At 70.5% G+C, this 19,295-nt stretch carries 25 protein-coding genes; 12 read left to right on the top strand and 13 right to left on the bottom strand.

The genetic code is table 11. The annotated features are described in order from the left end of the window. The first annotated feature begins 21 nt into the window (after positions 1-21). Together DEJ21_RS14115 and DEJ21_RS18720 are read left to right on the top strand one after the other, a co-directional pair. Positions 22-420 carry a helix-turn-helix domain-containing protein gene (locus DEJ21_RS14115; RefSeq protein WP_146247797.1) on the top strand — a complete coding sequence of 133 codons (399 nt, stop codon included), beginning with the start codon at positions 22-24 and terminating at the stop codon, positions 418-420. Continuing rightward, positions 371-802 carry an ImmA/IrrE family metallo-endopeptidase gene (locus tag DEJ21_RS18720; RefSeq protein WP_111225007.1) on the top strand — a complete coding sequence of 144 codons (432 nt, stop codon included), beginning with the start codon at positions 371-373 and terminating at the stop codon, positions 800-802. Before DEJ21_RS14115 ends, DEJ21_RS18720 begins: the two co-directional genes overlap by 50 nt. Here DEJ21_RS18720 and DEJ21_RS14105 read toward each other — a convergent pair. After that, positions 799-1,032, bottom strand: coding sequence for a hypothetical protein (locus tag DEJ21_RS14105; protein WP_111225006.1), 234 nt, complete (start codon positions 1,030-1,032; stop codon positions 799-801). The genes DEJ21_RS18720 and DEJ21_RS14105 overlap by 4 nt on opposite strands. Next, positions 1,029-2,138, bottom strand: a complete 1,110-nt coding sequence (locus tag DEJ21_RS14100; RefSeq protein ID WP_375342405.1) for a tyrosine-type recombinase/integrase — start codon at positions 2,136-2,138, stop codon at positions 1,029-1,031. Before DEJ21_RS14100 ends, DEJ21_RS14105 begins: the two co-directional genes overlap by 4 nt. On the opposite strand from DEJ21_RS14100, the gene DEJ21_RS18635 reads away from it, so the two are divergent. Continuing rightward, the gene (locus DEJ21_RS18635; protein WP_258375079.1) at positions 2,032-2,334 is read left to right on the top strand and encodes a hypothetical protein; all 303 of its coding nucleotides are present in this window, start codon (positions 2,032-2,034) and stop codon (positions 2,332-2,334) included. The two genes, DEJ21_RS14100 and DEJ21_RS18635, sit on opposite strands and share 107 nt — an antisense overlap. 10 nt (positions 2,335-2,344) lie before the next feature. Here DEJ21_RS18635 and DEJ21_RS18630 read toward each other — a convergent pair whose 3' ends face one another. The 6 genes from DEJ21_RS18630 to DEJ21_RS14070 all read right to left on the bottom strand — a co-directional run bounded on the left by DEJ21_RS18630 (position 2,345) and on the right by DEJ21_RS14070 (position 5,169). Next, the gene (locus DEJ21_RS18630) at positions 2,345-2,545 is read right to left on the bottom strand and encodes a hypothetical protein (protein ID WP_111225004.1); all 201 of its coding nucleotides are present in this window, start codon (positions 2,543-2,545) and stop codon (positions 2,345-2,347) included. A gap of 2 nt (positions 2,546-2,547) precedes the next feature. Next, positions 2,548-2,766: a hypothetical protein gene (locus DEJ21_RS14090; RefSeq protein WP_111225003.1), complete on the bottom strand. Its 219-nt coding sequence runs from the start codon at positions 2,764-2,766 to the stop codon at positions 2,548-2,550. Then, positions 2,759-3,106 (bottom strand): hypothetical protein, encoded by a 348-nt coding sequence (locus DEJ21_RS14085; protein WP_111225002.1) that lies wholly within the window; start codon positions 3,104-3,106, stop codon positions 2,759-2,761. The genes DEJ21_RS14090 and DEJ21_RS14085 overlap by 8 nt, the downstream gene beginning before the upstream one ends. Beyond that, the gene (locus DEJ21_RS14080; protein ID WP_111225001.1) at positions 3,103-3,528 is read right to left on the bottom strand and encodes a hypothetical protein; all 426 of its coding nucleotides are present in this window, start codon (positions 3,526-3,528) and stop codon (positions 3,103-3,105) included. Before DEJ21_RS14080 ends, DEJ21_RS14085 begins: the two co-directional genes overlap by 4 nt. A 186-nt stretch (positions 3,529-3,714) precedes the next feature. Continuing rightward, positions 3,715-4,086, bottom strand: a complete 372-nt coding sequence (locus DEJ21_RS14075) for a hypothetical protein (protein ID WP_111225000.1) — start codon at positions 4,084-4,086, stop codon at positions 3,715-3,717. A 432-nt stretch (positions 4,087-4,518) separates the two neighbouring features. Further along, complete coding sequence (locus DEJ21_RS14070; protein ID WP_375342404.1) at positions 4,519-5,169, bottom strand: YigZ family protein; 651 nt, start codon at positions 5,167-5,169, stop codon at positions 4,519-4,521. A 101-nt stretch (positions 5,170-5,270) separates the two neighbouring features. On the opposite strand from DEJ21_RS14070, the gene DEJ21_RS14065 reads away from it, so the two are divergent. From DEJ21_RS14065 to DEJ21_RS14035, 7 genes are all read left to right on the top strand, one after another. Further along, a complete protein-coding gene (locus DEJ21_RS14065; RefSeq protein WP_051596928.1) occupies positions 5,271-5,711 on the top strand; it encodes a hypothetical protein in 441 nt (146 codons plus the stop codon). Continuing rightward, on the top strand, positions 5,708-6,169 hold the full coding sequence (locus tag DEJ21_RS14060; protein ID WP_111024367.1) for an ImmA/IrrE family metallo-endopeptidase: 462 nt from the start codon (positions 5,708-5,710) through the stop codon (positions 6,167-6,169). The genes DEJ21_RS14065 and DEJ21_RS14060 overlap by 4 nt, the downstream gene beginning before the upstream one ends. After that, positions 6,166-7,092, top strand: a complete 927-nt coding sequence (locus DEJ21_RS14055; RefSeq protein ID WP_111224999.1) for a hypothetical protein — start codon at positions 6,166-6,168, stop codon at positions 7,090-7,092. The genes DEJ21_RS14060 and DEJ21_RS14055 overlap by 4 nt, the downstream gene beginning before the upstream one ends. Positions 7,093-7,253: 161 nt before the next feature. Further along, positions 7,254-7,466 carry an SCO4848 family membrane protein gene (locus DEJ21_RS14050; protein WP_027466517.1) on the top strand — a complete coding sequence of 71 codons (213 nt, stop codon included), beginning with the start codon at positions 7,254-7,256 and terminating at the stop codon, positions 7,464-7,466. 157 nt (positions 7,467-7,623) lie between these two features. After that, positions 7,624-8,301, top strand: a complete 678-nt coding sequence (locus DEJ21_RS14045; RefSeq protein WP_110865386.1) for a response regulator transcription factor — start codon at positions 7,624-7,626, stop codon at positions 8,299-8,301. Continuing rightward, positions 8,294-9,691: a cell wall metabolism sensor histidine kinase WalK gene (locus tag DEJ21_RS14040; protein WP_111224998.1), complete on the top strand. Its 1,398-nt coding sequence runs from the start codon at positions 8,294-8,296 to the stop codon at positions 9,689-9,691. The genes DEJ21_RS14045 and DEJ21_RS14040 overlap by 8 nt, the downstream gene beginning before the upstream one ends. Positions 9,692-9,740: 49 nt before the next feature. Next, a complete protein-coding gene (locus DEJ21_RS14035; protein WP_181435902.1) occupies positions 9,741-10,394 on the top strand; it encodes a PepSY domain-containing protein in 654 nt (217 codons plus the stop codon). Between the two features lie 60 nt (positions 10,395-10,454). Here DEJ21_RS14035 and DEJ21_RS14030 read toward each other — a convergent pair whose 3' ends face one another. Then, positions 10,455-10,754: a hypothetical protein gene (locus DEJ21_RS14030; protein ID WP_128780676.1), complete on the bottom strand. Its 300-nt coding sequence runs from the start codon at positions 10,752-10,754 to the stop codon at positions 10,455-10,457. A gap of 77 nt (positions 10,755-10,831) precedes the next feature. After that, positions 10,832-12,364: an amino acid permease gene (locus DEJ21_RS14025; RefSeq protein WP_111224996.1), complete on the bottom strand. Its 1,533-nt coding sequence runs from the start codon at positions 12,362-12,364 to the stop codon at positions 10,832-10,834. 138 nt (positions 12,365-12,502) lie between these two features. On the opposite strand from DEJ21_RS14025, the gene DEJ21_RS14020 reads away from it, so the two are divergent. Further along, entirely contained in the window at positions 12,503-13,666 is a 1,164-nt protein-coding gene (locus DEJ21_RS14020) for a mechanosensitive ion channel family protein (RefSeq protein WP_111224995.1), read from the top strand. 124 nt (positions 13,667-13,790) lie between these two features. Here DEJ21_RS14020 and DEJ21_RS14015 read toward each other — a convergent pair whose 3' ends face one another. Next, positions 13,791-13,979 (bottom strand): hypothetical protein, encoded by a 189-nt coding sequence (locus DEJ21_RS14015; protein WP_027466522.1) that lies wholly within the window; start codon positions 13,977-13,979, stop codon positions 13,791-13,793. 93 nt (positions 13,980-14,072) lie between these two features. On the opposite strand from DEJ21_RS14015, the gene DEJ21_RS14010 reads away from it, so the two are divergent. Then, entirely contained in the window at positions 14,073-15,224 is a 1,152-nt protein-coding gene (locus tag DEJ21_RS14010; RefSeq protein WP_111225077.1) for an SLC13 family permease, read from the top strand. A gap of 51 nt (positions 15,225-15,275) precedes the next feature. Here DEJ21_RS14010 and DEJ21_RS14005 read toward each other — a convergent pair whose 3' ends face one another. Then, positions 15,276-16,247, bottom strand: coding sequence for a magnesium transporter CorA family protein (locus tag DEJ21_RS14005; protein WP_111224994.1), 972 nt, complete (start codon positions 16,245-16,247; stop codon positions 15,276-15,278). A gap of 99 nt (positions 16,248-16,346) precedes the next feature. After that, positions 16,347-19,136, bottom strand: a complete 2,790-nt coding sequence (locus DEJ21_RS14000; protein WP_111224993.1) for a hypothetical protein — start codon at positions 19,134-19,136, stop codon at positions 16,347-16,349. Positions 19,137-19,295: the final 159 nt, after the last annotated feature.

Here is a 19,295-nt window from a genome sequence, read left to right as displayed (position 1 = left end):
GAACGCTGCTAAAGTGACGTAGTGCGAAACGACAAGAAGCAGGTGCAGACGAGCGCCTTGAACCGATCTATGGCCGCCGTGATCCGAGGCGAGTACAACGCGCTCGATCTGTCTCAGGCCGAGCTTGTTCAGGCGACGGGCATCTCGCTGGCGACCGTGCAGCGCCTCCTGAAGGGCGAGCAGAAGTTCAGCTTTGATCAGGTCGAGGCATTTGCGAAGGCGCTCGGCCTCGAGGTTGACGAGCTGTCGCGCCGCGCAGTCGAGTGGCGCTCAACACGAATGTCGGAGGCTGCACCCGACAATGTGACCCAGCTGCAGCCCCGGAAGCGCGTCGAAGACATGACCGTGGAAGAGATCGAGCAGCTGAAGCATGCGGCCACCGTCGACCCTGAGATGGATGAGCCGGAACAGTTCGACTAACCACCGGCCTGGGGGCACCTTGTACGACCCGTACCAACACGCGGAAGAGCTCAGCATTCAGGTGCTGCACCGTCCGCTCCGCACAGCACACGAGATGTGGCTGCCGGACCACAACATCATCGTCGTCAGGTCCGGCCTGCGAAGGATCCACGACCGGTCAGCGCTTGCTCACGGCATCGCACACGCGGCCCTCGGTCACCCCGACGACCGACCGAAGCACGAAGTGCAGGCAGACCGGTATGCCGCTGAGCGCCTGATCGATGAAGACCAGGCGCTCGCACTGTGCAGGTGGACGCAGGACCCCGCCCGCATCGCAGCGGAGCTTGGGGTGTCAGGACGACTCTGGCGGGTGTGGGCAAACACCCACCGGCAGGTCGCCTAGAACTCCTCGGCCGAGTCGCGCAAGATGTCCCAGCCGTCGTCGTAGTACATGGCAATTGCTTCGAACTCAGTGTCCTCTGCCGCCTTGAACCGCTCGATAGCAGCAGTCAGGCCGTTCAGCGATGCCGCGGCCTGCGCGAAGCCCTTGGCGATGACCTCCCGCGCGTAGAGCATGGCGTCATCGGCGCGAAGCATCAGCATCTCGTACTCTTCGTCGCTCATCTCGCTCATGCTGCTTCTCCTTCGTCCGTGGTTCCAAGGGTACGGTCCGGCCGCGTCAACGGCAGGTACGCCCGCGTGAACGCTTCGCGGAGCACTTCACGGTTCTGCCGTGACCGGTAGTGGCGGGACATGACGACGGTGGAGTGGCCGACGATGTCGATGATCGTCATCTCGTCCACGTTCGCCGCGTACAGCATGTCCACCGTCGTGTTGCGTGCCGTGCGGAGTTGCGTGTCCTGAACGCCGGCACGGGTAAGGACGTCGTGCCAGTACGCAGTGTCGGTGGACGGGTCGATCGGTGAACCATCAAGGGCAGGGCCCCCCGGGGCGCGCTTGGGTTCCGAGGTCCACAGCAGACCGTGCGGGTTCGGTTCCGACGCTGCCGTCTCCACCCGTCGTTCGATGATGGACCGGAGCGGGTCAACGAGGGGGATGATCCGCCACCCCGAGTCCGACTTCGGCCGGGACAACCACAAGCCACCCTCCAGGTGTCGGTACTCGCGATCCTCGGGCGCGTTCAAGTACCGTTCCGGGCACTTTGCTCCCTGCTTCTCACCACAGTGCGGTTCCCACGGCTTCGCCGGGTTGCAGCCGTGCGACCACGAGAACCGCTTCAACTGCCACGACAGGTCCAGCTCGTCGGTGACACGGTCGAGCTCGAGGCCGATGACCTCACCCTGACGTGCACCGGCAAGCAAGGCGGTCGCGACCCTGGAGCCGAGACGTTCATGCTGCACCGTCTCGAGAACACGGATACCACCGTCCACGTCGAGGCGGGGGAGTTGCGCCTTCTTCTTCTTCGGCTGGTCAACCAGGGTCGCGACGTTCCGGCTGACACGTCCGTCGCGCATGGCATCGCGGAGAGCGAGGGACAGCACCCGGTGCGCCTGCTGCGCGCTCGCACCCCCCAGCCCCTTGTCGCGGATCGCCTGCTCCACCTTCCGCACATGCTGCGGGGTCAGCTTGTCGAGGCGGGTCTTCCCGATCGCCGGCACGATGTACTGCTCGATGCTGGTCCGGTACGACGCGATGGTCTTCGGGGCGATCTTCTTCGAGTGGATGTGCGCGAACCAGTATCGGATCCACGACGTGAGCGTCTGCGACGCGGTCGGCATGTCCCCGATGTCGGCGAGGTCTTTCTGCAGCCGCTTCAACTCCGCGACGACAACGGCCTTCGACTTGTTGCGGACGAACTTCCGGCGCCGCTTCCCATCCATCGACGGGAGCTCCAGGACCGCCTGCCAGTACTTCAACGGCTTCGTCGGGTCCTTCGGAACACGGAACAGGGCACCCTCACCAGCACCACGCTGAATCGCACCCATCAGGCGGGCCCTTCCGTGTCGAGCCAGATGTCGACCCAGTGGCCGTTCTCGTCCGTACGCGCGAGCTCCGCGCCAGCGACGCGGAGCGCGTCGGGGTGATCCGACATGTAGGCCTTCACGGCGATGTCCTGCGGCTCCGGCCCTTCTAAGCGCGGATCGATACGGTACGTGACTCGGTGCCACACGCTGTCGATCGCCATCGTCAGTCCTCTTCCCTTCTTGCTGGCAGCTGCACGTCGCGGATCGTGGACGGGTCGACGTAGTCCGGGCGCGCGCCGGTGCCGTGCGTCAGGCAGGTCAGCCAGCGGACGCCGCCTCGCTCCATGAGGTGGAAGCGATGCGGAGTGTCCGGCACGCCTGCGCCCTCGGCGGTGAACCGCGTTCCCGGCTGCATGGTGTTGAGGTCCGCATCGTCAGCCACGGTCGGCCCCCTTCTGGAGCAGGGCGAGTACGGCGTCAGCCTGGACCTCATACCGGTTCTCGCCCCAACGCGCGGTCTGGTCCGCGCGCTGAATCACTTCCGCGATCTGCTCGCGCGTCGGCAGGGACGAGGGCTCGTCGGGCGGCAGTGGCAGACCGACAAGCTCATGGATCACGACCGTGGTCGGCACCGGGCGCTCGATGCGGACGACAGTGTCATCGTCGGACGGCCGGCCGGCCGCATCGGCTGTGTACCGATCGCGTGCCTTGACATCAACCCACTGCGGGTCGTCGCCCTTGTCCCTGTCCGCGATCACGCGGTACTGCTGCTGCTCGGTCATGCTGACATCGCCTCCGTGTGCTCGTGCGCCCATTCGGGGTGCTGTCCTGCGATGTGCTCGCGCACGTTCTGAAATGACCGCCGGCAGTTCGGCACGGGGCAGACGCCATTCGCGATCTTGTTGCGGAGCCGAGTCAGGTGACCTCGGTACGAGCGTGAAGATCGCTCTGCCGCGGCAGCCTGATCCTCCGCGGCTTCACGGGCCACGCGGGCGTAGTCGCGGGAGCGCTCGGCTGCCTTCCGCAGACGGCGTTCCTTGTCGACGTCGGACTCGCCGTTGAAGACGAGGGGGTGACCGTTGGGGCAGTAGAAGCCGTCGTGCTTGCGACGCCGGTCCTTCTCCCAGAGCTCCGGCACGCCGAACGTCATGTGGCAGTTGGCGCACTCGATCGTGGTCAACGTAATGGTGTGTTCCGTGATCATGTCGTCCTCCTTCTTGGGCTTCCGCCCTGTCCTGTCCTCCTGTCGTGTGCAACCCAGATACGGCAGGTGGGTCTCCTACGTCGGTGGTTGGTCGTACTGTCCACTTCTGTTCCTTCCGGTGCTTACTTCACTGGTGGGGGCGGGGCTGATCCGTGAGCGCGGGTCAGCCCCTTTCTCTTGCTGAGGTCAGGCGTTGATGCGCTGGTCGGCGGCGATGATGACACCCGCGAGAGTGATGGCTTCTCCGACAGCGCCGGGTTCGTCTGTGCGACCAAGCCGCCCGCGTGCCGCCTCGAGGTCTGCTTCCGAGTCGCGCAGGAAACGATCGATCCAGTCGAGCAGTTCCGGGTTGCCCGCGGTACCGACGATCAGGTCTGCCACGGCGCCGTCAGGCTGGCGGTCGTCGTCGAACTTGACCACGTACTCCTTCTGCGCCGGGGCGAAGAGTCCGACGAGGTCCGCGCTGAACGGCAGGTTCTTGTCGACCTCCCACAGGCTGTTGAAGCGGTTGGTCCGCCACTTCGCGAGCACGTTGCGGGCCTGCTGGATGTCGGTCACTGTGTCCTCCTGCGGTGGTGCAAGGTGTTCTCTTCCTGGTGGTTCGACGCGTCAGCTTCGGGTGAAGACGCGGCGTGTGCGCTGGGGTGCGGGCGGCAGTTTCGTGCCGCTGCGGTCTCCTGCGGGCGTATTTGGGGTGCATCCGCCTCGTGTATCCATCGGTGCGTGTCCGTACGGGTTCGTGCGGTCACATTGGACACGTTACACGTCCGAAAGGACGTTCGCAACGTCCGAATGGACATCTTCCAACTGACTCTTAATCAGTGGGTTCTCGGTTCAAGTCCGAGGGGGTGCACCGCAGGACGAACGCCCCGGCTCATCGAGTCGGGGCGTTCGTGCGTTCCCGGCAGGCTTCCACGCCGACGCGGAGACACGCCCGAGGTGTGCAGGAACGGCGAATTGCGTCCGCGGGGACGTCAGCCGGCGCGGACGTCAGCCGGCGCGGACGTCGACGATCCGCTCCTCGCCGATGACGGGTGCGAGCGAACCGGCCGACGCGGCGGCGAGGTCGGCGGTCAGGGCTCCGAGCGCCTCGTGGGGGACCCACACCTCGAAGGTCGCCGCCTGGCCGTACTCGGTCGGGCCGAGCGTCGCGTGGTGGTGCCGGACCCAGTCGCGCAGCACGTTGTCGAGCCGCCCGGCGTCGGCGTGGTCGACGTCGAAGCGCACCTGCGTCAGGGCCTCGCGACGGACGAGGACCGCCGTGTCGAGCGCCTCGGACACCGAGGTCGAGTAGGCCCGGACCAGTCCGCCGGCACCGAGCTTGACCCCGCCGAAGTACCGCGTGACGACCGCGACGACGTCGGTCAGCCCGCGGCGTCGCAGGACCTCGAGCATCGGGACGCCAGCGGTGCCGGAGGGCTCCCCGTCGTCCGAGGATCGGGCCTGGTCGCCGAGCACGCCGGTGACCATCGCCGTGCAGTTGTGCCGGGCGTCCCAGTACCGTCGGCGGACCTCGGCGATCACGCGGTCGGCGTCCTCGACCCCGGACACCGGCGCGACGGTCGTGATGAACCGCGACTTCGTGATGACGATCTCGTGCTCGACCGGTGCCGCGACGGTGGCGGGGAAGCGGCGGGACATGCCCACGAGGGTAGCGGCGCGCGTGCCGGGCACCCGCGCTAGCATGGCGTCCACGCGCCGGACCCACAGGTCGCGCGGACACGGCTGGGGAGGAGTCCGAGATGGACACGGGTGATCTGAAGGGCGGGGCGCTCGACGCCGCCGAGCTCGCGCGCCGCCTCAACCTGCTCCTCGACTTCGAGGAGTCGCAGCGTGGCGCCCCGGTGCCGTTCTCCTCGATCGAGGAGTACGTCGCGGCGCACGGCGGTTCGCTGTCGCGGGCGAAGTGGACCTACATGCTCTCCGGCGACGGCCGCCGCAACCGCGACACCGAGCTCCTGCGCCTGCTGGCCGGGTACTTCGAGGTCGACGAACGCTTCCTGCTCGAGGACAGCGAGGTACCGGAACGGATCGGTGCCCAGCTCGCCCTCGTCCGGTCCCTGCGGTCCGCCCGGGTGAGCGGCTTCGCGGCCCGGACCTTCCCCGGTGAGCTCTCACCCGACGCGCTGCGGCGCATCGCCGAGGTGCTCGAGGAGGAATCGCAGCGGGGGAGCGTCGCATGACCGACGCCCTCGTCGAGGCGTTCTGGGCTCGTGGTGCCGCCGAGGGGTGGTCGGACGTCGACCAGGCCGTCGCCGCCGCCGCTGACGTCGTCGGCAAGCCGATCGTGGTGCGCGAGGAGTCGTTCCTGGCCGCCGAACCCGTGTGCGGCTTCGTGGCCACCCTCGAGCACGCGCACCTCGTGATGATTTCCCCGACGACCTCGCCGACGTTCCGCTCGTTCGTGATCGGGCACGAGCTCGGACACGTCCTGCACCGGCACCAGGAGCACGCCCCGCAGAGCGCCTACATCCGTGACGTCATCCCCGACCTGCCCGAGTACAAGGTCGAGCGGGCGCTCGCCCGTGGGCTGTTCTCGAACACCTACGAGCACGAGGCCGAGGTCTTCGCCGACCGCCTGGCCACCGTGATCCGCCAGCACCGCGGCCGCCCGAGCGCCTTCCGCGGGGTCTTCGGGTGATCATCGCCGTCGTCCAGGCGGTGCTGCTCATCGTCGGGACGATCGTGCTGTTGGTCCTGCAGCGCGGGCAGGACCGCACCCTGGCGTTCACGTTCCTGCTCTTCGCCGCCACCATCGTGACGAACGTCGACCCGCTGTACCGGTGGCTCGACCCGCTGCTCGGTGGGTTCAACGTCGTGACCGTCATCAGCGACTGCCTCATGGTGGCCGGCACGAGCACGCTGCTGTGGGGCGTGGCGAAGGCGGTCGGCGCGGCGCGGCCCTGGCTCCGGAACGCGGTCGTGGTGTCCTTCGCCGTGGTCGTCGTGGTGGTCGTCGTCGCGTTCACCGTGCTCGACAAGCCCGCGACCACGACGACCTTCATGCTCGACGCCGGCTCGCACCCCGCGGCCACCGTCTACTCGATCGCGCAGACCGTGTACCTCGGCGTGGCCCTCGGCGCCACGGGGTTCATCTGCGTGCTCCGGCTGCGCGAAGCCCGGACGACCACCGACCTGGTGGGGCTGTGGGTCCTGGTCCTCGGCGGGGTGCTCGGGGTCGTCCGCATGGTCGTGGTCGTCGTGATGGACGTCGCCCACGTCGCCGGCGACCTGGACGTCACGCACGCGCTCTCGCTGCCCTACGACGTCACCACGCCGGGAGCCGTGCTGTGCGTGGCGTCCGGCATGCTCCTGCTCGTCTTCGGGCACCGGATCTCCCGCCGCCGCCGTGCCCGCCGTGTCGACGATGCGCTCCGCCGCCTGGCACCGCTGCACGAACGGATCGGCGTGGACAACGCCTACCCGCCGACCGACGACCCCGCGACCCGGCTCAGCCGCCGCATCGTCGAGATCAACGACGGCGTCCGGGGTGCACGGGCGTCCCTGACCGACGCCGAGCGTGCCGCCCTCGCCGACGCCGAGGCCGCGCTCGAGACCGTGTAGTCCCTCGACGCTGCCGAACAGGCCGTGTACAGTCTGTAGCAAGTGCTACAGATCCTGTGGCCTGCCGGGTCGGGACTCGGCCGCGTTGGGGGCGGCCGAGCACCACCCGCCCGGCGTCGCCGTACCGGCATCGTCGGTCCGGCGTTCACTAGGATCGTCCCGTGCTCGTCTTCGCCGCAGTCGTCCTGTTCATCGGCGCCGTCTTCAACGTCGTCACCTGGCCGCGCTTCTTCCAGCGCGTCGCGAAGGACTCCCGTGCCCGCGACGCCGCCGGCAAGCCGACGACGTTCTACACGGTGCACCTCGTGCTCCTGCTCATCGCGCTCGCCATCGCCGTCGCGTCCGTGATCGCCGGGATCCTGCTGCTGGTCTGAGCACGCCGGGTCGGCGCGGCCCTGGTCCGGACCACCGCCGGACGGGAGGCCCGTGGCGGCGCCGCCACGGGCCTCCCGTCCGCCCCGGTCACCGTCGCGAGCCGCGCTGGCGGGCCGCTTCAGCCCTGCTTCAGCGGGGCACGGCAGGATCGACCCCATGCGTGTGCTGGTGGTCGACGACGAGGTCCGGCTCGCCGACGGCGTGCGCCGCGGCCTCGAGGCCGAGGGGTGGGCGGTCGACGTCGCGAACGACGGCGTGGACGGTCTGTGGCACGCGCGTGAGTTCCGCTACGACGCGATCGTGCTCGACCTGATGATGCCCGGCCTGAGCGGCTGGGCCGTGTGCGCGCAGCTCCGCGCCGACGGCGACTGGACCCCCGTGCTCATGCTGACGGCCAAGGACGGCGAGTGGGACCAGGTCGAGGCGCTCGACGCGGGGGCCGACGACTACGTCACCAAGCCGTTCTCGCATCCGGTGCTCGTCGCACGGTTGCGGGCGCTCGTCCGACGGGGTGCCCGTGAGCGCCCCACCGTGCTGACGCTCGGCGACCTGGTGGTCGACCCCGCGGCGCGCACCGTGGCCCGCGGCGAGACCCCCGTCGAGCTGACCAGTCGCGAGTTCGCCGTACTCGAGTACCTCGCACGGCACCCGGGACAGGTCCGGTCGAAGCGCGACGTCATCGAGAACGTCTGGGACGTCGACTTCGAGGGCGACCCGAACATCGTCGAGGTGTACGTCGGACACCTCCGCCGGAAGCTCGACCGACCGTTCGGGCGTGCCGCGATCGAGACGGTCCGTGGCGCCGGGTACCGCTTGGCGGCGGACGGTGGCTGAGCGGCCGAACCCCCGTGCGAGCGAGGCCGCACGAAGCAGGCCACGGCGCGCCCGGTCGGTCCGGGCCCGCACCACCCTCGGCGCCGGTGCCGTCGTCCTCGCGGCGCTGGTCATCGGAGCCGTCGCGTTCGTCGTCGTGCTGCGGCTCGTGCTGCTCGACGGCGTGCGGACCTCGGCCGAGGCCGGTCTCGAGCAGGTGTCCTCCCGGGTCGAGGCGGACGGTGCGGCCACGGTGACCGGCTACGAGGACGTCCTGGTGCAGGTGATCGGCGACGGCGGGGCGGTCCTGGCGCACGGTGAGGACGCCGACGGGGACGCCCTCCCGACCGCCGACGAATCCCGGTGGACGCACGACGGCGAACGCTGGTTGCTCGTGGCGGACGACGTGGATCTGCCCGGCGGCGGTGAGGCAACGCTCGTCTACGGCGCCACGCTCGACCAGGCCGACACCGCGGTCCGCACCGCCGTCGTGCTCCTCGCCGTGGGGGTGCCCGTGCTGGTGCTCCTGCTCGTCGCGGTCACCTGGGCCGTCACCGGGCGCTCACTTCGGCCGGTGGAACGGATGCGCACCGAGGTCGAGACGATCCGGTCGGCCCGTCCCGACGCCCGGGTCGAGGTGCCGGACACCGGCGACGAGGTCGCCCGGCTCGCGAGCACCATGAACGCCATGCTCGACCGCCTCGAACGGTCCGCCGAGAGCCAGCGGCGCTTCGTGTCCGACGCCTCGCACGAACTCCGGTCGCCGATCGCGTCGATCCGGCAGCACGCCGAGGTCGCCGTCGCGCACCCGGAGCGGACCGAGGTGGCCGACCTCGCCGACGTCGTCCGGTCCGAGGCGGTGCGCCTGCAGGACCTGGTGACCGGGCTGCTCGAGCTCTCCCGCCTCGACGAGGGCGGGATCCGCACGCGGCGCCCCGTCGACCTCGACGACCTGGCGCTCGACGCGGTGGCTCGGGCTCGGGCGCGGTCGACGGCCGGTGTCGCGCCGGCGCGGGACGGCGACGCCCCGACGGTGCGGGTGGACGGCTCGGCGATCTCGGCAGCGCGCGTCCTCGGTGACGAGCGCGTGCTGGCGGGGGTGGTCCGGAACCTCGTCGACAACGCCGTCCGGCACGCGAGCACACGCGTCGCCGTGTCGCTCACCGAGCACGACGGGTCCGCGGTGCTCACGGTCGACGACGACGGCACCGGCGTCCCCGAGGACGAGCGCGAGCGCGTCTTCGAGCGGTTCGTCCGTCTCGACGAGGCCCGCAGCCGGGACGCCGGCGGCGCGGGGCTCGGCCTCGCCATCGTCCGCGACGCCGTGCGGGCCCACGGCGGTGAGACAACCGTGGTCGCGTCCCCGCTCGGTGGCGCACGGTTCGTCGTCCGCATCGCACTCGGCGGCTGAACAGGCGGCTTCAGGGCTGCTTCAGCACCCCGACGCGATGCTCGTCCACATGAACTTCCGTACCCAGCACCAGAAGCCCTCCGCCCGCCGCATCGCCGCGTTCGCCGCCCTGCCGATCGTCGCGGCGCTCGCACTCACCGGGTGCGCCAGCGACGACTCCGACGACGACACCGGCTCGGCCGGCTCCGGTTCGGTCGGCTCGTCGGCGACGGACTCGGCCGGCACCGGCACCGGCTCGTCATCGTCCGGCTCGGCGTCCGCCGGCTCGAACAAGGCCCTGCTCGCCGCCGTCGCCACCGCACGCGGTGAGGTCGGCTCGGGCACCGTCATCTCGGTCGAGCAGGAGCAGGGCGCCTCCGCCTACGAGGTCCTGGTCGTGACGAAGGACGGCACCGAGCACGAGGTGCACACGAACGCCGACGGTTCCGCGGTCGCCGGCACCCCGCAGACCGAGGCCGCCGACGCGGACGACAAGGCCGAGCACGAGCGCTTCGTCGCCGCCGCCGACCTGAGCGTCAAGCAGGCCGTCGACGCCCTGCAGGACCTGCACGCGGGGACCGTGACCGAACTCGGACTCGACGACCACGTCGGCACGGTCGTCTGGGAGGGCGACGTGCTCGACTCGTCCGGAACCAAGCACAGCGTGCGCATCGACGCCGGCTCGGGTGACGTCGTCACCGACCGCGTCGACACCGACGACTGAGCCGGCCCCCGGGCAACGGGGCCCCGGGCAACGGGGCTGCGGGCCCCGGCACCGGCGTCCTCAGGACTCCAGCGGCGGGCCGAGCACCTTCCGGATCGCCAGCGCAGCGAGCTGCTCGTCCGGGGTGTCGAGCAGCACCCGGTAGGTGTCCTGCCCGGCGATGAACTCGACGCAGACGGCGTCCTCGTCGCACGGTCCGAGGCGCCACCCCTGCACCGCGTCCATCGGCACCACGGTGCGGGTCTCGCGCTGGTAGTCGGTCTCGGCCTCGAGACGATCCGCGAACACCCGGAGGCGTCCGTAGGCACCTCGCCAGCTGAGCTGCAGGTCGAGGGTGGGAGAAGGAGAGCGGTCCGGCACCCGCTGATGGTAGCGACGGGTGCCGGACCGCTCGTGTTCGGCGCCGGGGGCCTTGCGTTCCGGGGACAAGCGGAGCGCTAGCTCCTGTCGCCGTCGCGTCGCACCGAGGCAGCGGGGTCGCGGACGCCGATCGGGTAGGGGCCCGTGACGCCCTCGCGCAGGGCGGCGATGCGCAGGATGCGGTCACGCTGCAGGAACCAGCCGACGACGAGCAGCGGGATGATGATGACGAGCGACGCGATCGTGTACGTGCCGACCGGGTAGTCGATCGCCATCAGGACGATGACCGAGGCGAGGAACGCCAGGGTCAGCCAGGCGGTGACCGGCGCCCCGGGGAGCTTGAACGAGGGTTCCTTCGCGAGCCCCTGCTTGGCCCACTGGCGCAGTCGCATCTGGCACAGGATGATCGTGCCCCACGCGGTGATGATGCCGAGGCTGGCGATGTTCAGCGCAATCTCGAACGCCTGCTTCGGGACGAAGTAGTTCAGCACGACGCCCGCGACGGTGAACGCCGCGGTGAGCAGGATGCCGGCGTAGGGGACGCCGCCCTTCGACATCTTCGTGGTCCACTTCGGCGCCGAACCGTTCATGCCCATCGAGTGGAGCGCGCGTCCGGTGGAGTACAGGCCGGCGTTCAGCGACGACAACGCGGCGGTGAGCACGACGAAGTTCATGATGCCGCCGACGATCGCACCGACGTGCGGGTTGCCGAGCGACGAGAAGAACGTCACGAAGGGGCTCTCGCCCTCCTTGTAGGCCGTGTACGGCAGCAGCAGGGAGAGCAGGATGATCGATCCGACGTAGAAGACCGCGATGCGGAAGACGACGGAGTTGATCGCGCGCGGGATGACCTTCTCGGCGTTCTGCGTCTCACCCGATGCCGTGCCGACGAGTTCGATCGCGGCGTAGGCGAAGACGACACCCTGGATCACGATGACCGCGGGGAGCAGCCCGTTCGGGAACAGCCCGCCGTTGTCGCCCCAGATCGTGAAGCCGGTCCGGACGGCCTCGCCACCGGCCTCGACGGGGAACGCGAAGACGAGCCAGATGATCGCGACGACGAGGAACGCCACGAGCGCGGCGACCTTGATCAGGGCGAACCAGAACTCGAGCTCGCCGAACACCTTCACGGCGACCATGTTCGCCGCGAGGACGACGATCAGGGCGATCAGCGCGAGCAGCCACTGCGGCGCCGCGGTGAAGGCCGACCAGTACTGCAGGTAGATCGCGACGGCGGTGGTGTCGACGATCGAGGTCATCGCCCAGTTCAGGAAGTACATCCAGCCGGCGGCGTACGCGAACTTCTCGCCGTAGAACTCGCGGGCGTACGAGATGAACGACCCCGAGGACGGGCGGTGCAGCACCAGCTCGCCCAGGGCCCGCAGGATGAAGAAGGCGAAGATCCCGGCGACCAGGTAGGTCAGCGCGAGCGCGGGGCCCGCGGTGTGCAGGCGTCCACCGGCACCGAGGAAGAGGCCGGTGCCGATCGCGCCGCCGATCGCGATCATCTGCAGTTGCCGGGGCTTCAGACCGTGCTGGTAGCCCTCCTGCTCGTGCGAGAAGTCGTTCGCCGGCGCTCGGTTGCCACCCGTGTCGTTCTGCGCTGTCATGCGAGAGAACCTACATGCGCACCGGACCGGGGCGTCACGCAAACCCCGGTTCGGTCGAACCGCAGCTGCTGAACGTCCGCACAGCCGACGGCGGCCCGAACCTGAACGACGACCGTCGTCCGTTGCTTGCATGGAGGGATGGACATCCTCCTCCGACTCCTCGTCGCGATCGGGTTCGCCCTGCTCGTGACCGCCGTCGTCGCCCTCGTCCTGCACCTGGTCCTCCGGGCGATCGCGCGCCGGGAACGGTGGGCCGGCGTGCTCTCACGCCGGACGAAGCACCCCTTCCGCACCGTGCTGCTGGTGGTCCTGCTCTGGATCGCGTTCACGTCGAGCATCCCGCGGGACCCCAACGCCTACCCGTGGCGCGACGAGGTCGTGCACGGCTTCCTCATCGTCACGATCGCGGTCGGCTGCTGGCTCGCGTGCCAGGTCGCGATCTTCCTCGAGGACCTCGGGCTCCACCGCTTCCGCATCGACGTGCCCGACAACCGGCAGGCGCGTCGCATCCGCACCCAGGTGCTCATCATCCGGCGGCTCACCGTCGCCGTGCTCGTCATCATCGCGGTCGGCGCGATCCTGCTGACCTTCGACGGGGTCGAGGCCGCGGGCGCGAGCGTGCTCGCCAGCGCCGGCCTCATCTCCGTGGTCGCGGGCCTCGCCGCGCAGTCCACGCTCGGCAACGTGTTCGCCGGCATGCAGCTGGCGTTCTCCGGGTCGATCCGCGTCGACGACGTCGTCGTGGTCGAGCAGCAGTGGGGACGGATCGAGGAGATCACGCTGACCTACGTCGTCGTGCACCTGTGGGACGACCGTCGGTTCGTGCTGCCGTCGACGTACTTCACGAGCACGCCGTTCGAGAACTGGACCCGGACCGGCAGCGAACTGCTCGGTGCCGTCGAGTTCGACCTCGACTGGCGGGTGAGCCCGGCCGACATGCGTGCGGAGCTCGACCGGATCCTCGACACCTCGACGATCTGGGACCGCCGGGTCAAGGTGCTCCAGGTCACGGACGCCGTCGGGGGACTGGTCCGGGTCCGCATCCTCGTGACGGCACCCGACGCCGGCGGCCTGTTCGACCTCCGCTGCTACGTCCGTGAGGAGATGGTCGAGTGGATCCAGCGCACCCACCCGGACGCCCTGCCGGTCCAGCGGGTGCAGCTCACCGAGCCGGGTGCGGCGGCACCGCGCCGCCGCGGACGCCCGGCAGAGGGGGACTCGCAGCTGTTCGGTGACGACGAGCGCGGCGCGCTCTTCACCGGACCGATCCAGACCTCCGGCATCCCGGAGTCCGAGCGCTGACCCGGTGACCGGATCGGCGTGCCCTGGACGGCCAGGACGACGAACGGGAGGCACGGTGCCAGCTGGCACCGTGCCTCCCGTTCGTCAGGCCGGTCGCGTCTGCAACCGCCTGCCGCGTCTGGGCCTACTGGCGCGCCTTGACCGCGCGGTCGTCCTCGACGACCGTGCCGATCGCCACGATCGTCGTGGCGAGCCACGCGACCCAGGTCAGCGCGAGCCGCCAGTCACGCGGTCCCTGGCGGGTGGTCTGCAGCACGCTGTAGCCGCTGATGAGCGAACTCCACACCGCACCGTTGAACATGAACTTGCGCACAGAGGCCTCCTGTCGTCGTGCTGACAACGCTACCGGCCCGTACATTGGAGCGCCGCCGGTCACCCTGCCGCGGTGTCTGCCAGAGGAGTGTTCGTGCGTCAAGCGGTCATCGGAGCGGCCCTGCTCGTGGTCGGCGCGGTCTGCGTCGTGTTCGGGCTGCTGCCCCTCGACGACCTCGCCGTGCTCGCCGACCGGGTCCTGCCGGTCCTCGGGTTCGTGCTCGGGCTGACCGTCGTCGCCGAGCTCGCCGCGGACGCCGGGGTGTTCGACCGCCTCGCCGACGTCGCCGCCCGGGTCGGTGGCGGACGCACCATCGGCCTCTGGGGCGCGGTCGTCGTGCTCGCCGTGCTCTGCACCGTCTTCCTGTCGATCGACACCACCGCGGTGCTCCTCACCCCCATCGTCATCTCGCTCGCACGGCGTGTGGGGCTGCCCCCGATGCCGTTCGCCCTGACCACGGTCTGGCTCGCGAACACGGCCTCGCTGCTGCTGCCGGTGTCGAACCTGACGAACCTGCTCGCCGTCGACCGGATGGGGCTCGGCGGCCCGCTGCCGTTCGCCGGGCTGATGGCCTGGCCCGCGGTCGCCGGCGTGGTCGTGCCGTGCGTCGTCCTGCTCGTGGTGTTCCGCGGCAAGCTGTTCGGCCGGTACTCGCCGGTGTCCGTCCGCACGCCGAAGGACCCGGTGTTCTTCTGGGCGGCCTCCGCGGTGCTCGTCGCGCTCGTCGTCGCCCTGACGGCCGGGGTGACCGTGTGGATCGCCGCGGTCCTGGCCGCCGTGGTGCTCGTCGTGGTCGCGGCGTTCCGGTCTCCGTCCGAACTCCGGGTGTCCCGCGTGCCGTGGTCGACCCTGCTGTTCGCCGCCGGGCTCTTCGTGGTGGTCGAGGCACTGCACACGACGGGCATCACCGACCCGATCGTGCACGCGCTGCAGGGCGGCACCGGGACCGGCCCGCTGCTGCTGCTCGGCGGTGCGGGCGCGGTCGCCGCGAACGGCATCGACAACCTGCCGGCGTACCTGGTGCTCGAACCGGCAGCCGGGCACGAGGCCGTCCGGTACGCGGCGCTGCTCATCGGCGTCAACGCCGGCTGCCTCATCACGCCGTGGGCCTCGCTCGCGACGCTGCTGTGGCACGCACGGCTGTCGGCCGAGGGCGTGCACCTGTCCTGGGGCCGGTACATGGCGCTCGGGTGCGTCGTCGCGCCGCTCACCGTGGTCGCCGGGGTCCTGGCGCTCGCGATCTGACGCCGGCGGAGCCCGGTGCCGAGGCGGTGCCGGTACCGGTGCCGTGCGCGGTCAGAGCCAGTCGCGGGTCTTGAAGACGCGGTAGAGCACGAGCGACGACGCGGTGATGATCGCGAGCGAGGCCCAGAGACCACTCCAGGCGCCCTCGCCCGGGAACTCCACGTTCTGCCCGAAGAAGCTCGTCACACCGGTCGGGATCGCGATGATCGCCGCCCAGCTCGTGACCTTCTTCATGACGGTGTTCTGCCGGTTCGACGCCAGGTTCAGGGTCGTGTCGAGCACGCTCGACACGGCGTCACGGAGCTGTTCGACGGAGTCGGCGATCGAGACCAGGTGGTCCTCGACGTCGCGGAAGTACGGCCGGATGCCGTTCGAGATCGTCTCCGCGTCACCGTGCAGCAACGAGGCGACGCTGTCCCGCGTCGGGACGACCAGCCGCCGGAGCACCCCGAGGGTCTTGCGGAGCCGGAACGACCGCCGCTGGATCTGCTGCTCGCGGGGGTCGCCCGGTTCGAACAGGTCGTCCTCGAGCGCATCGATCTGCCGCTCGAGGTCCTCGACGGTGTCGGTGGCCCGGTCGACGACCGCGTCGAGCAGCGCCCAGACGAGCCAGGGCACGCCGTGTTCGGCGATGTCGGAGTTCGCCGTGAGCCGGTGTTCCATCGGGGTGGTGTCGACGTCGGACCCGTGGATGGTGACGAGGGCCCTTTCGGTGACGAAGGCCTTGACCTCGTGCGTGATCAGGTCACCCTCGTCGTCCGTGCCGCCCACGTCGTAGACGACCAGGAACAGGCTGTCCCGGTACCGGTCGAGCTTCGGCCGCTGTCCGTGCTCGACGGCGTCCTCGACGGCGAGCGCGTGGATGCCGAGCTCCTCCTCGATCTGCTCGAGGTCGGCCGCCGTCGGGTCGGTGTAGTCGATCCAGACGAAGGTGTCCGGGTCGGCGACGAGGTCGGAGATCCGGTCGACGGGGAAGTCCCGCTCGACCGTGTCGCCCTTGCACCACGCCCGTGTCCTGACCATGCTCGTCAGCCTACTGAGACGGCCGACCCGGGAGGTCCCGGGTCGGCCGTCGTGGTGCTGCGGAGCCGCTCGGTCGGCTCCGGCTCAGCTGGCTCCTGCTCAGTAGGCGGAGACGAGCTTGCCGTCCTCCACCTTCAGGTACTGGTTCACACTGAACGAGTCCTCGCCGCGCTTCTTGTCACCGAGGTACGAGGTGTAGCCGTACGAGACGCTCCCGTCCTTCGTGCTCGTCACCATCACGATGCCGGCGCGGGACGCCTCGACCTCCAGCTCGGGCATCGACGTGACGTCGTACTGCACGCCGCCGTCGGCGTCGTAGGGCCCGTACCAGGGGCAGCCGCTCAGGGCCCGGAGCTCGGTCTTCTCGGCGCAGTCGTCGATGAGGTCGGTCACGTACTGCTCGGCGTCCTGTTCGAGCGCCTTGGTCGCCTTCGGCGCGAAGTCGACGTAGCCGGACGTGACCGCGCCCACGGCGACCTTCTCGGTGCCGCCGGTGAAGTACTTCGTCCCGCCGACCGAGACCTGGTAGGTGCCGGGGTAGGCGAGGGACGTGAACTTGCCGTCGCTGATCTCCCCGATCTCCTTGCCGCCGACGGTCACCGGAGCGCCCTCGAGGACGTCGGAGGCCGTCAGGGTGACCTGCTGCGCCAGCGGCTGCGTGACACGCCACTCGTCCTTCACCAGGAACGAGGTGCCCGTGCGCCGCAGCGACACCTGGCCGGAGCGGTTCTTGCCGTCCTGGGTGTAGCTCAGGGTGGCGATGGCGGTGTCACCGGTCCGGGCGACCCGGCCGACGCGGATGTCCGACGGGCGGTCCTTCGCGCTCCCGAGCACCTTCGAGTCGAGCATCGCCGCGTCGTCGGGGATCTCGCTCAGGTCGGCGGCGGTGTCGGCGTCACCGCTGGCGATGGCCTGCACGTAGGACTTCACGGTCGGCGCCGGACCCCAGACGTTGGCGCGGAGGACGCTCGTCGTGACCGCACCGGCGATGACGACGACGATGACGGCGCCACCGGCGATGAGCGAACGGACCAGGATCTTCTTGGCCCGCGGGGACATCGGTGCCGGAGCCGGGGCACCACCGCCGATGAACGGCTGCGACCCGTCGGCCGGTTGTGCGCCGTACGGGGGCTGCGTGCCGTAGGGCGGCTGCGACCCGGCCGCCGGCTGCGCGCCGGAGATCGACTGCACGCCGTACGCGGGCTCCTGGGCGGGCCCGGCCGGCGGGTACGGCACGTGCTGGTCGGCGGCCGGGGGAGTGTTCCACGCGGCGGCAGCCGGTGCGTCGGCGGCGGCAGGAGCGCCGGGCGCAACGGGAGCGCCGGGCGCACCGGGCGCGGCTGGGTCGACGGTCGCGGTGGGCGCGACGGGCGCACCCTGGCCGGCGGCGGGCCCGGCCGGGAACGCCGGCGGCACGACGGGGCGGGGGTCCGCTCCGACCAGGCGGGACGTCCGGAGCACCACGGCTCCGCCGAGGCGGGGCAGGAGCACCGGGGCGAGGTACCGGGCGACGACCTCGATCGCGCCGCCCCACAGGGCGAAGACGATCGGCGTCCACGGTGCGATGCCGATCGACCCCGACCCGTCCACGGAGCTCGTGCTGCTCACCTGGTACGAGACGACACCGGTGCCGAGGACGAAGGAGAGCAGACCGAGTGCGAACCACACCAGCGGCGTGACGACCCAGTCGAGCGTGGTGCGGATCCGGTCGTTGCGGCGGACGGCGAGGGCGAGCCCGGCCGCGACCGAGGTGACGACGACGAACAGCACGACGAGCCAGGTCCAGCCGCCGGCTCCGCCGAACACCGAGGCGGTGTCGCTGGCGGACCCGAAGCCGGACGTCCCCACACCACCGAAGAACCCGAGCGCTGTCAGTCCGATCGCGACGTTGCCGAGCAGGAGCGGCAACGCGGAGCCGTAGGACGGCTGGGCGATCAGGGCGACGACGATGACGACGAGGGCGACCAGCACGACGAGGACCGTGAGCTGCGACGCGGCGACCCGGAGCGTGCCGAGCAGGCGGGCGGTGAAGACGTTGCGCCCGGCGAGGACGGAGGGCCGGGCGAGGAGTGCCGCCAGGGCCCCGATGACGAACGCACCGATGATGCTGCCGAAACCGACGGCGTGCACCGGCTCGATGACCGCGCCGGACACCGACGGGAACCGGATCGCGAAGAGGCCGGCGGCGACGTTCGTGAGCACGGTGGTGACGAGGCCGGAGACCACCGCGGTGACGAGCACCTGCGTGCGGCCGAGGCCACGCGTGCGGATACGGCGGGTGAGCACGACGGCCAGGACGACCTGCGCGGCGAGCACCAGCGCGGGCACCACGGCGAGCGAGCCCGAGCCGGAACCGAGGAACCCGATCGACCCGGACAGGTGCAGTCGGCCGAGGTCGGCGAGGGCCACGAGCTGCGCCGGCGCGCCGAGCAGGACGCTCACGCCGGAGAGCAGGGACTCCACGTCGGGGGCCGAGCCCGCGCCGAGGTCGGTGCCGGACCCGGTGGACGGAGCGGCCGACCCGCTGCCGCCCGACGCGAGCAGTCCGACGGTGATGAGCAGCGAGAGCCCTGCGACGACGTACGCCGCGACCCAGCCGCCGACTGCGGCGAGCACGGCCGCGAGCCAGTCGCGGCCGGACACGGACCGCAGGAAGCGACCGAACGCATCGGACGGCTGCGCGGCGGGGGCGGGCTGACCCGACCACTGCTGCGGGCCTCCAGGCTGCTGCTGCTGCTGCTGCTGCCAGGCGGGCTGACCGTTCCAGGCGGGCTGGCCGGAAGCGGGCTGGCCCGAAGCGGGCTGGCCCGATCCTGGCTGGCCGGCACCGGGCTGGCCCGGACCGGGCTGCGACGGCGGGACGGGCTGGTTGGGCGGGTTCTCGCTCACGGCTGGGGTCCTCTCCGACCGGGAGGCCGGCGCCGCACTCCAGCACCCGTGTCCCCCCGACACGTGCCTGCAGCGTAGCGGAACCGCCGATCCGCCGTGAATACGCTGTCCCCACGCTGGTAACTTCGGCAGCGCACCCGGCGCAGCACGCCGGACCAC

Origin of the sequence: Curtobacterium sp. MCSS17_006 (assembly GCF_003234215.1) — a bacterium.
GTDB classification, from domain to species: domain Bacteria; phylum Actinomycetota; class Actinomycetes; order Actinomycetales; family Microbacteriaceae; genus Curtobacterium; species Curtobacterium flaccumfaciens.
This window is presented reverse-complemented; position numbering and strand designations above follow the sequence as displayed.

Excerpts from the sequence above, each read along its gene's own strand:
- DEJ21_RS14105 (WP_111225006.1), bottom strand. The coding sequence starts at position 1,032 with ATGAGCGAGATGAGCGACGAAGAGTACGAGATGCTGATGCTTCGCGCC.
- DEJ21_RS14020 (WP_111224995.1), top strand. The coding sequence starts at position 12,503 with ATGGACATCCTCCTCCGACTCCTCGTCGCGATCGGGTTCGCCCTGCTC.
- DEJ21_RS14025 (WP_111224996.1), bottom strand. The coding sequence starts at position 12,364 with ATGACAGCGCAGAACGACACGGGTGGCAACCGAGCGCCGGCGAACGAC.
- DEJ21_RS14035 (WP_181435902.1), top strand. The coding sequence starts at position 9,741 with ATGAACTTCCGTACCCAGCACCAGAAGCCCTCCGCCCGCCGCATCGCC.
- DEJ21_RS14080 (WP_111225001.1), bottom strand. The coding sequence starts at position 3,528 with ATGATCACGGAACACACCATTACGTTGACCACGATCGAGTGCGCCAAC.
- DEJ21_RS14005 (WP_111224994.1), bottom strand. The coding sequence starts at position 16,247 with ATGGTCAGGACACGGGCGTGGTGCAAGGGCGACACGGTCGAGCGGGAC.
- DEJ21_RS14100 (WP_375342405.1), bottom strand. The coding sequence starts at position 2,138 with ATGCCGACCGCGTCGCAGACGCTCACGTCGTGGATCCGATACTGGTTC.
- DEJ21_RS14060 (WP_111024367.1), top strand. The coding sequence starts at position 5,708 with ATGACCGACGCCCTCGTCGAGGCGTTCTGGGCTCGTGGTGCCGCCGAG.
- DEJ21_RS14065 (WP_051596928.1), top strand. The coding sequence starts at position 5,271 with ATGGACACGGGTGATCTGAAGGGCGGGGCGCTCGACGCCGCCGAGCTC.
- DEJ21_RS18630 (WP_111225004.1), bottom strand. The coding sequence starts at position 2,545 with ATGGCGATCGACAGCGTGTGGCACCGAGTCACGTACCGTATCGATCCG.
- DEJ21_RS14085 (WP_111225002.1), bottom strand. The coding sequence starts at position 3,106 with ATGACCGAGCAGCAGCAGTACCGCGTGATCGCGGACAGGGACAAGGGC.
- DEJ21_RS18635 (WP_258375079.1), top strand. The coding sequence starts at position 2,032 with ATGCTGGTCCGGTACGACGCGATGGTCTTCGGGGCGATCTTCTTCGAG.
- DEJ21_RS14045 (WP_110865386.1), top strand. The coding sequence starts at position 7,624 with ATGCGTGTGCTGGTGGTCGACGACGAGGTCCGGCTCGCCGACGGCGTG.
- DEJ21_RS14070 (WP_375342404.1), bottom strand. The coding sequence starts at position 5,169 with ATGTCCCGCCGCTTCCCCGCCACCGTCGCGGCACCGGTCGAGCACGAG.
- DEJ21_RS18720 (WP_111225007.1), top strand. The coding sequence starts at position 371 with ATGCGGCCACCGTCGACCCTGAGATGGATGAGCCGGAACAGTTCGACT.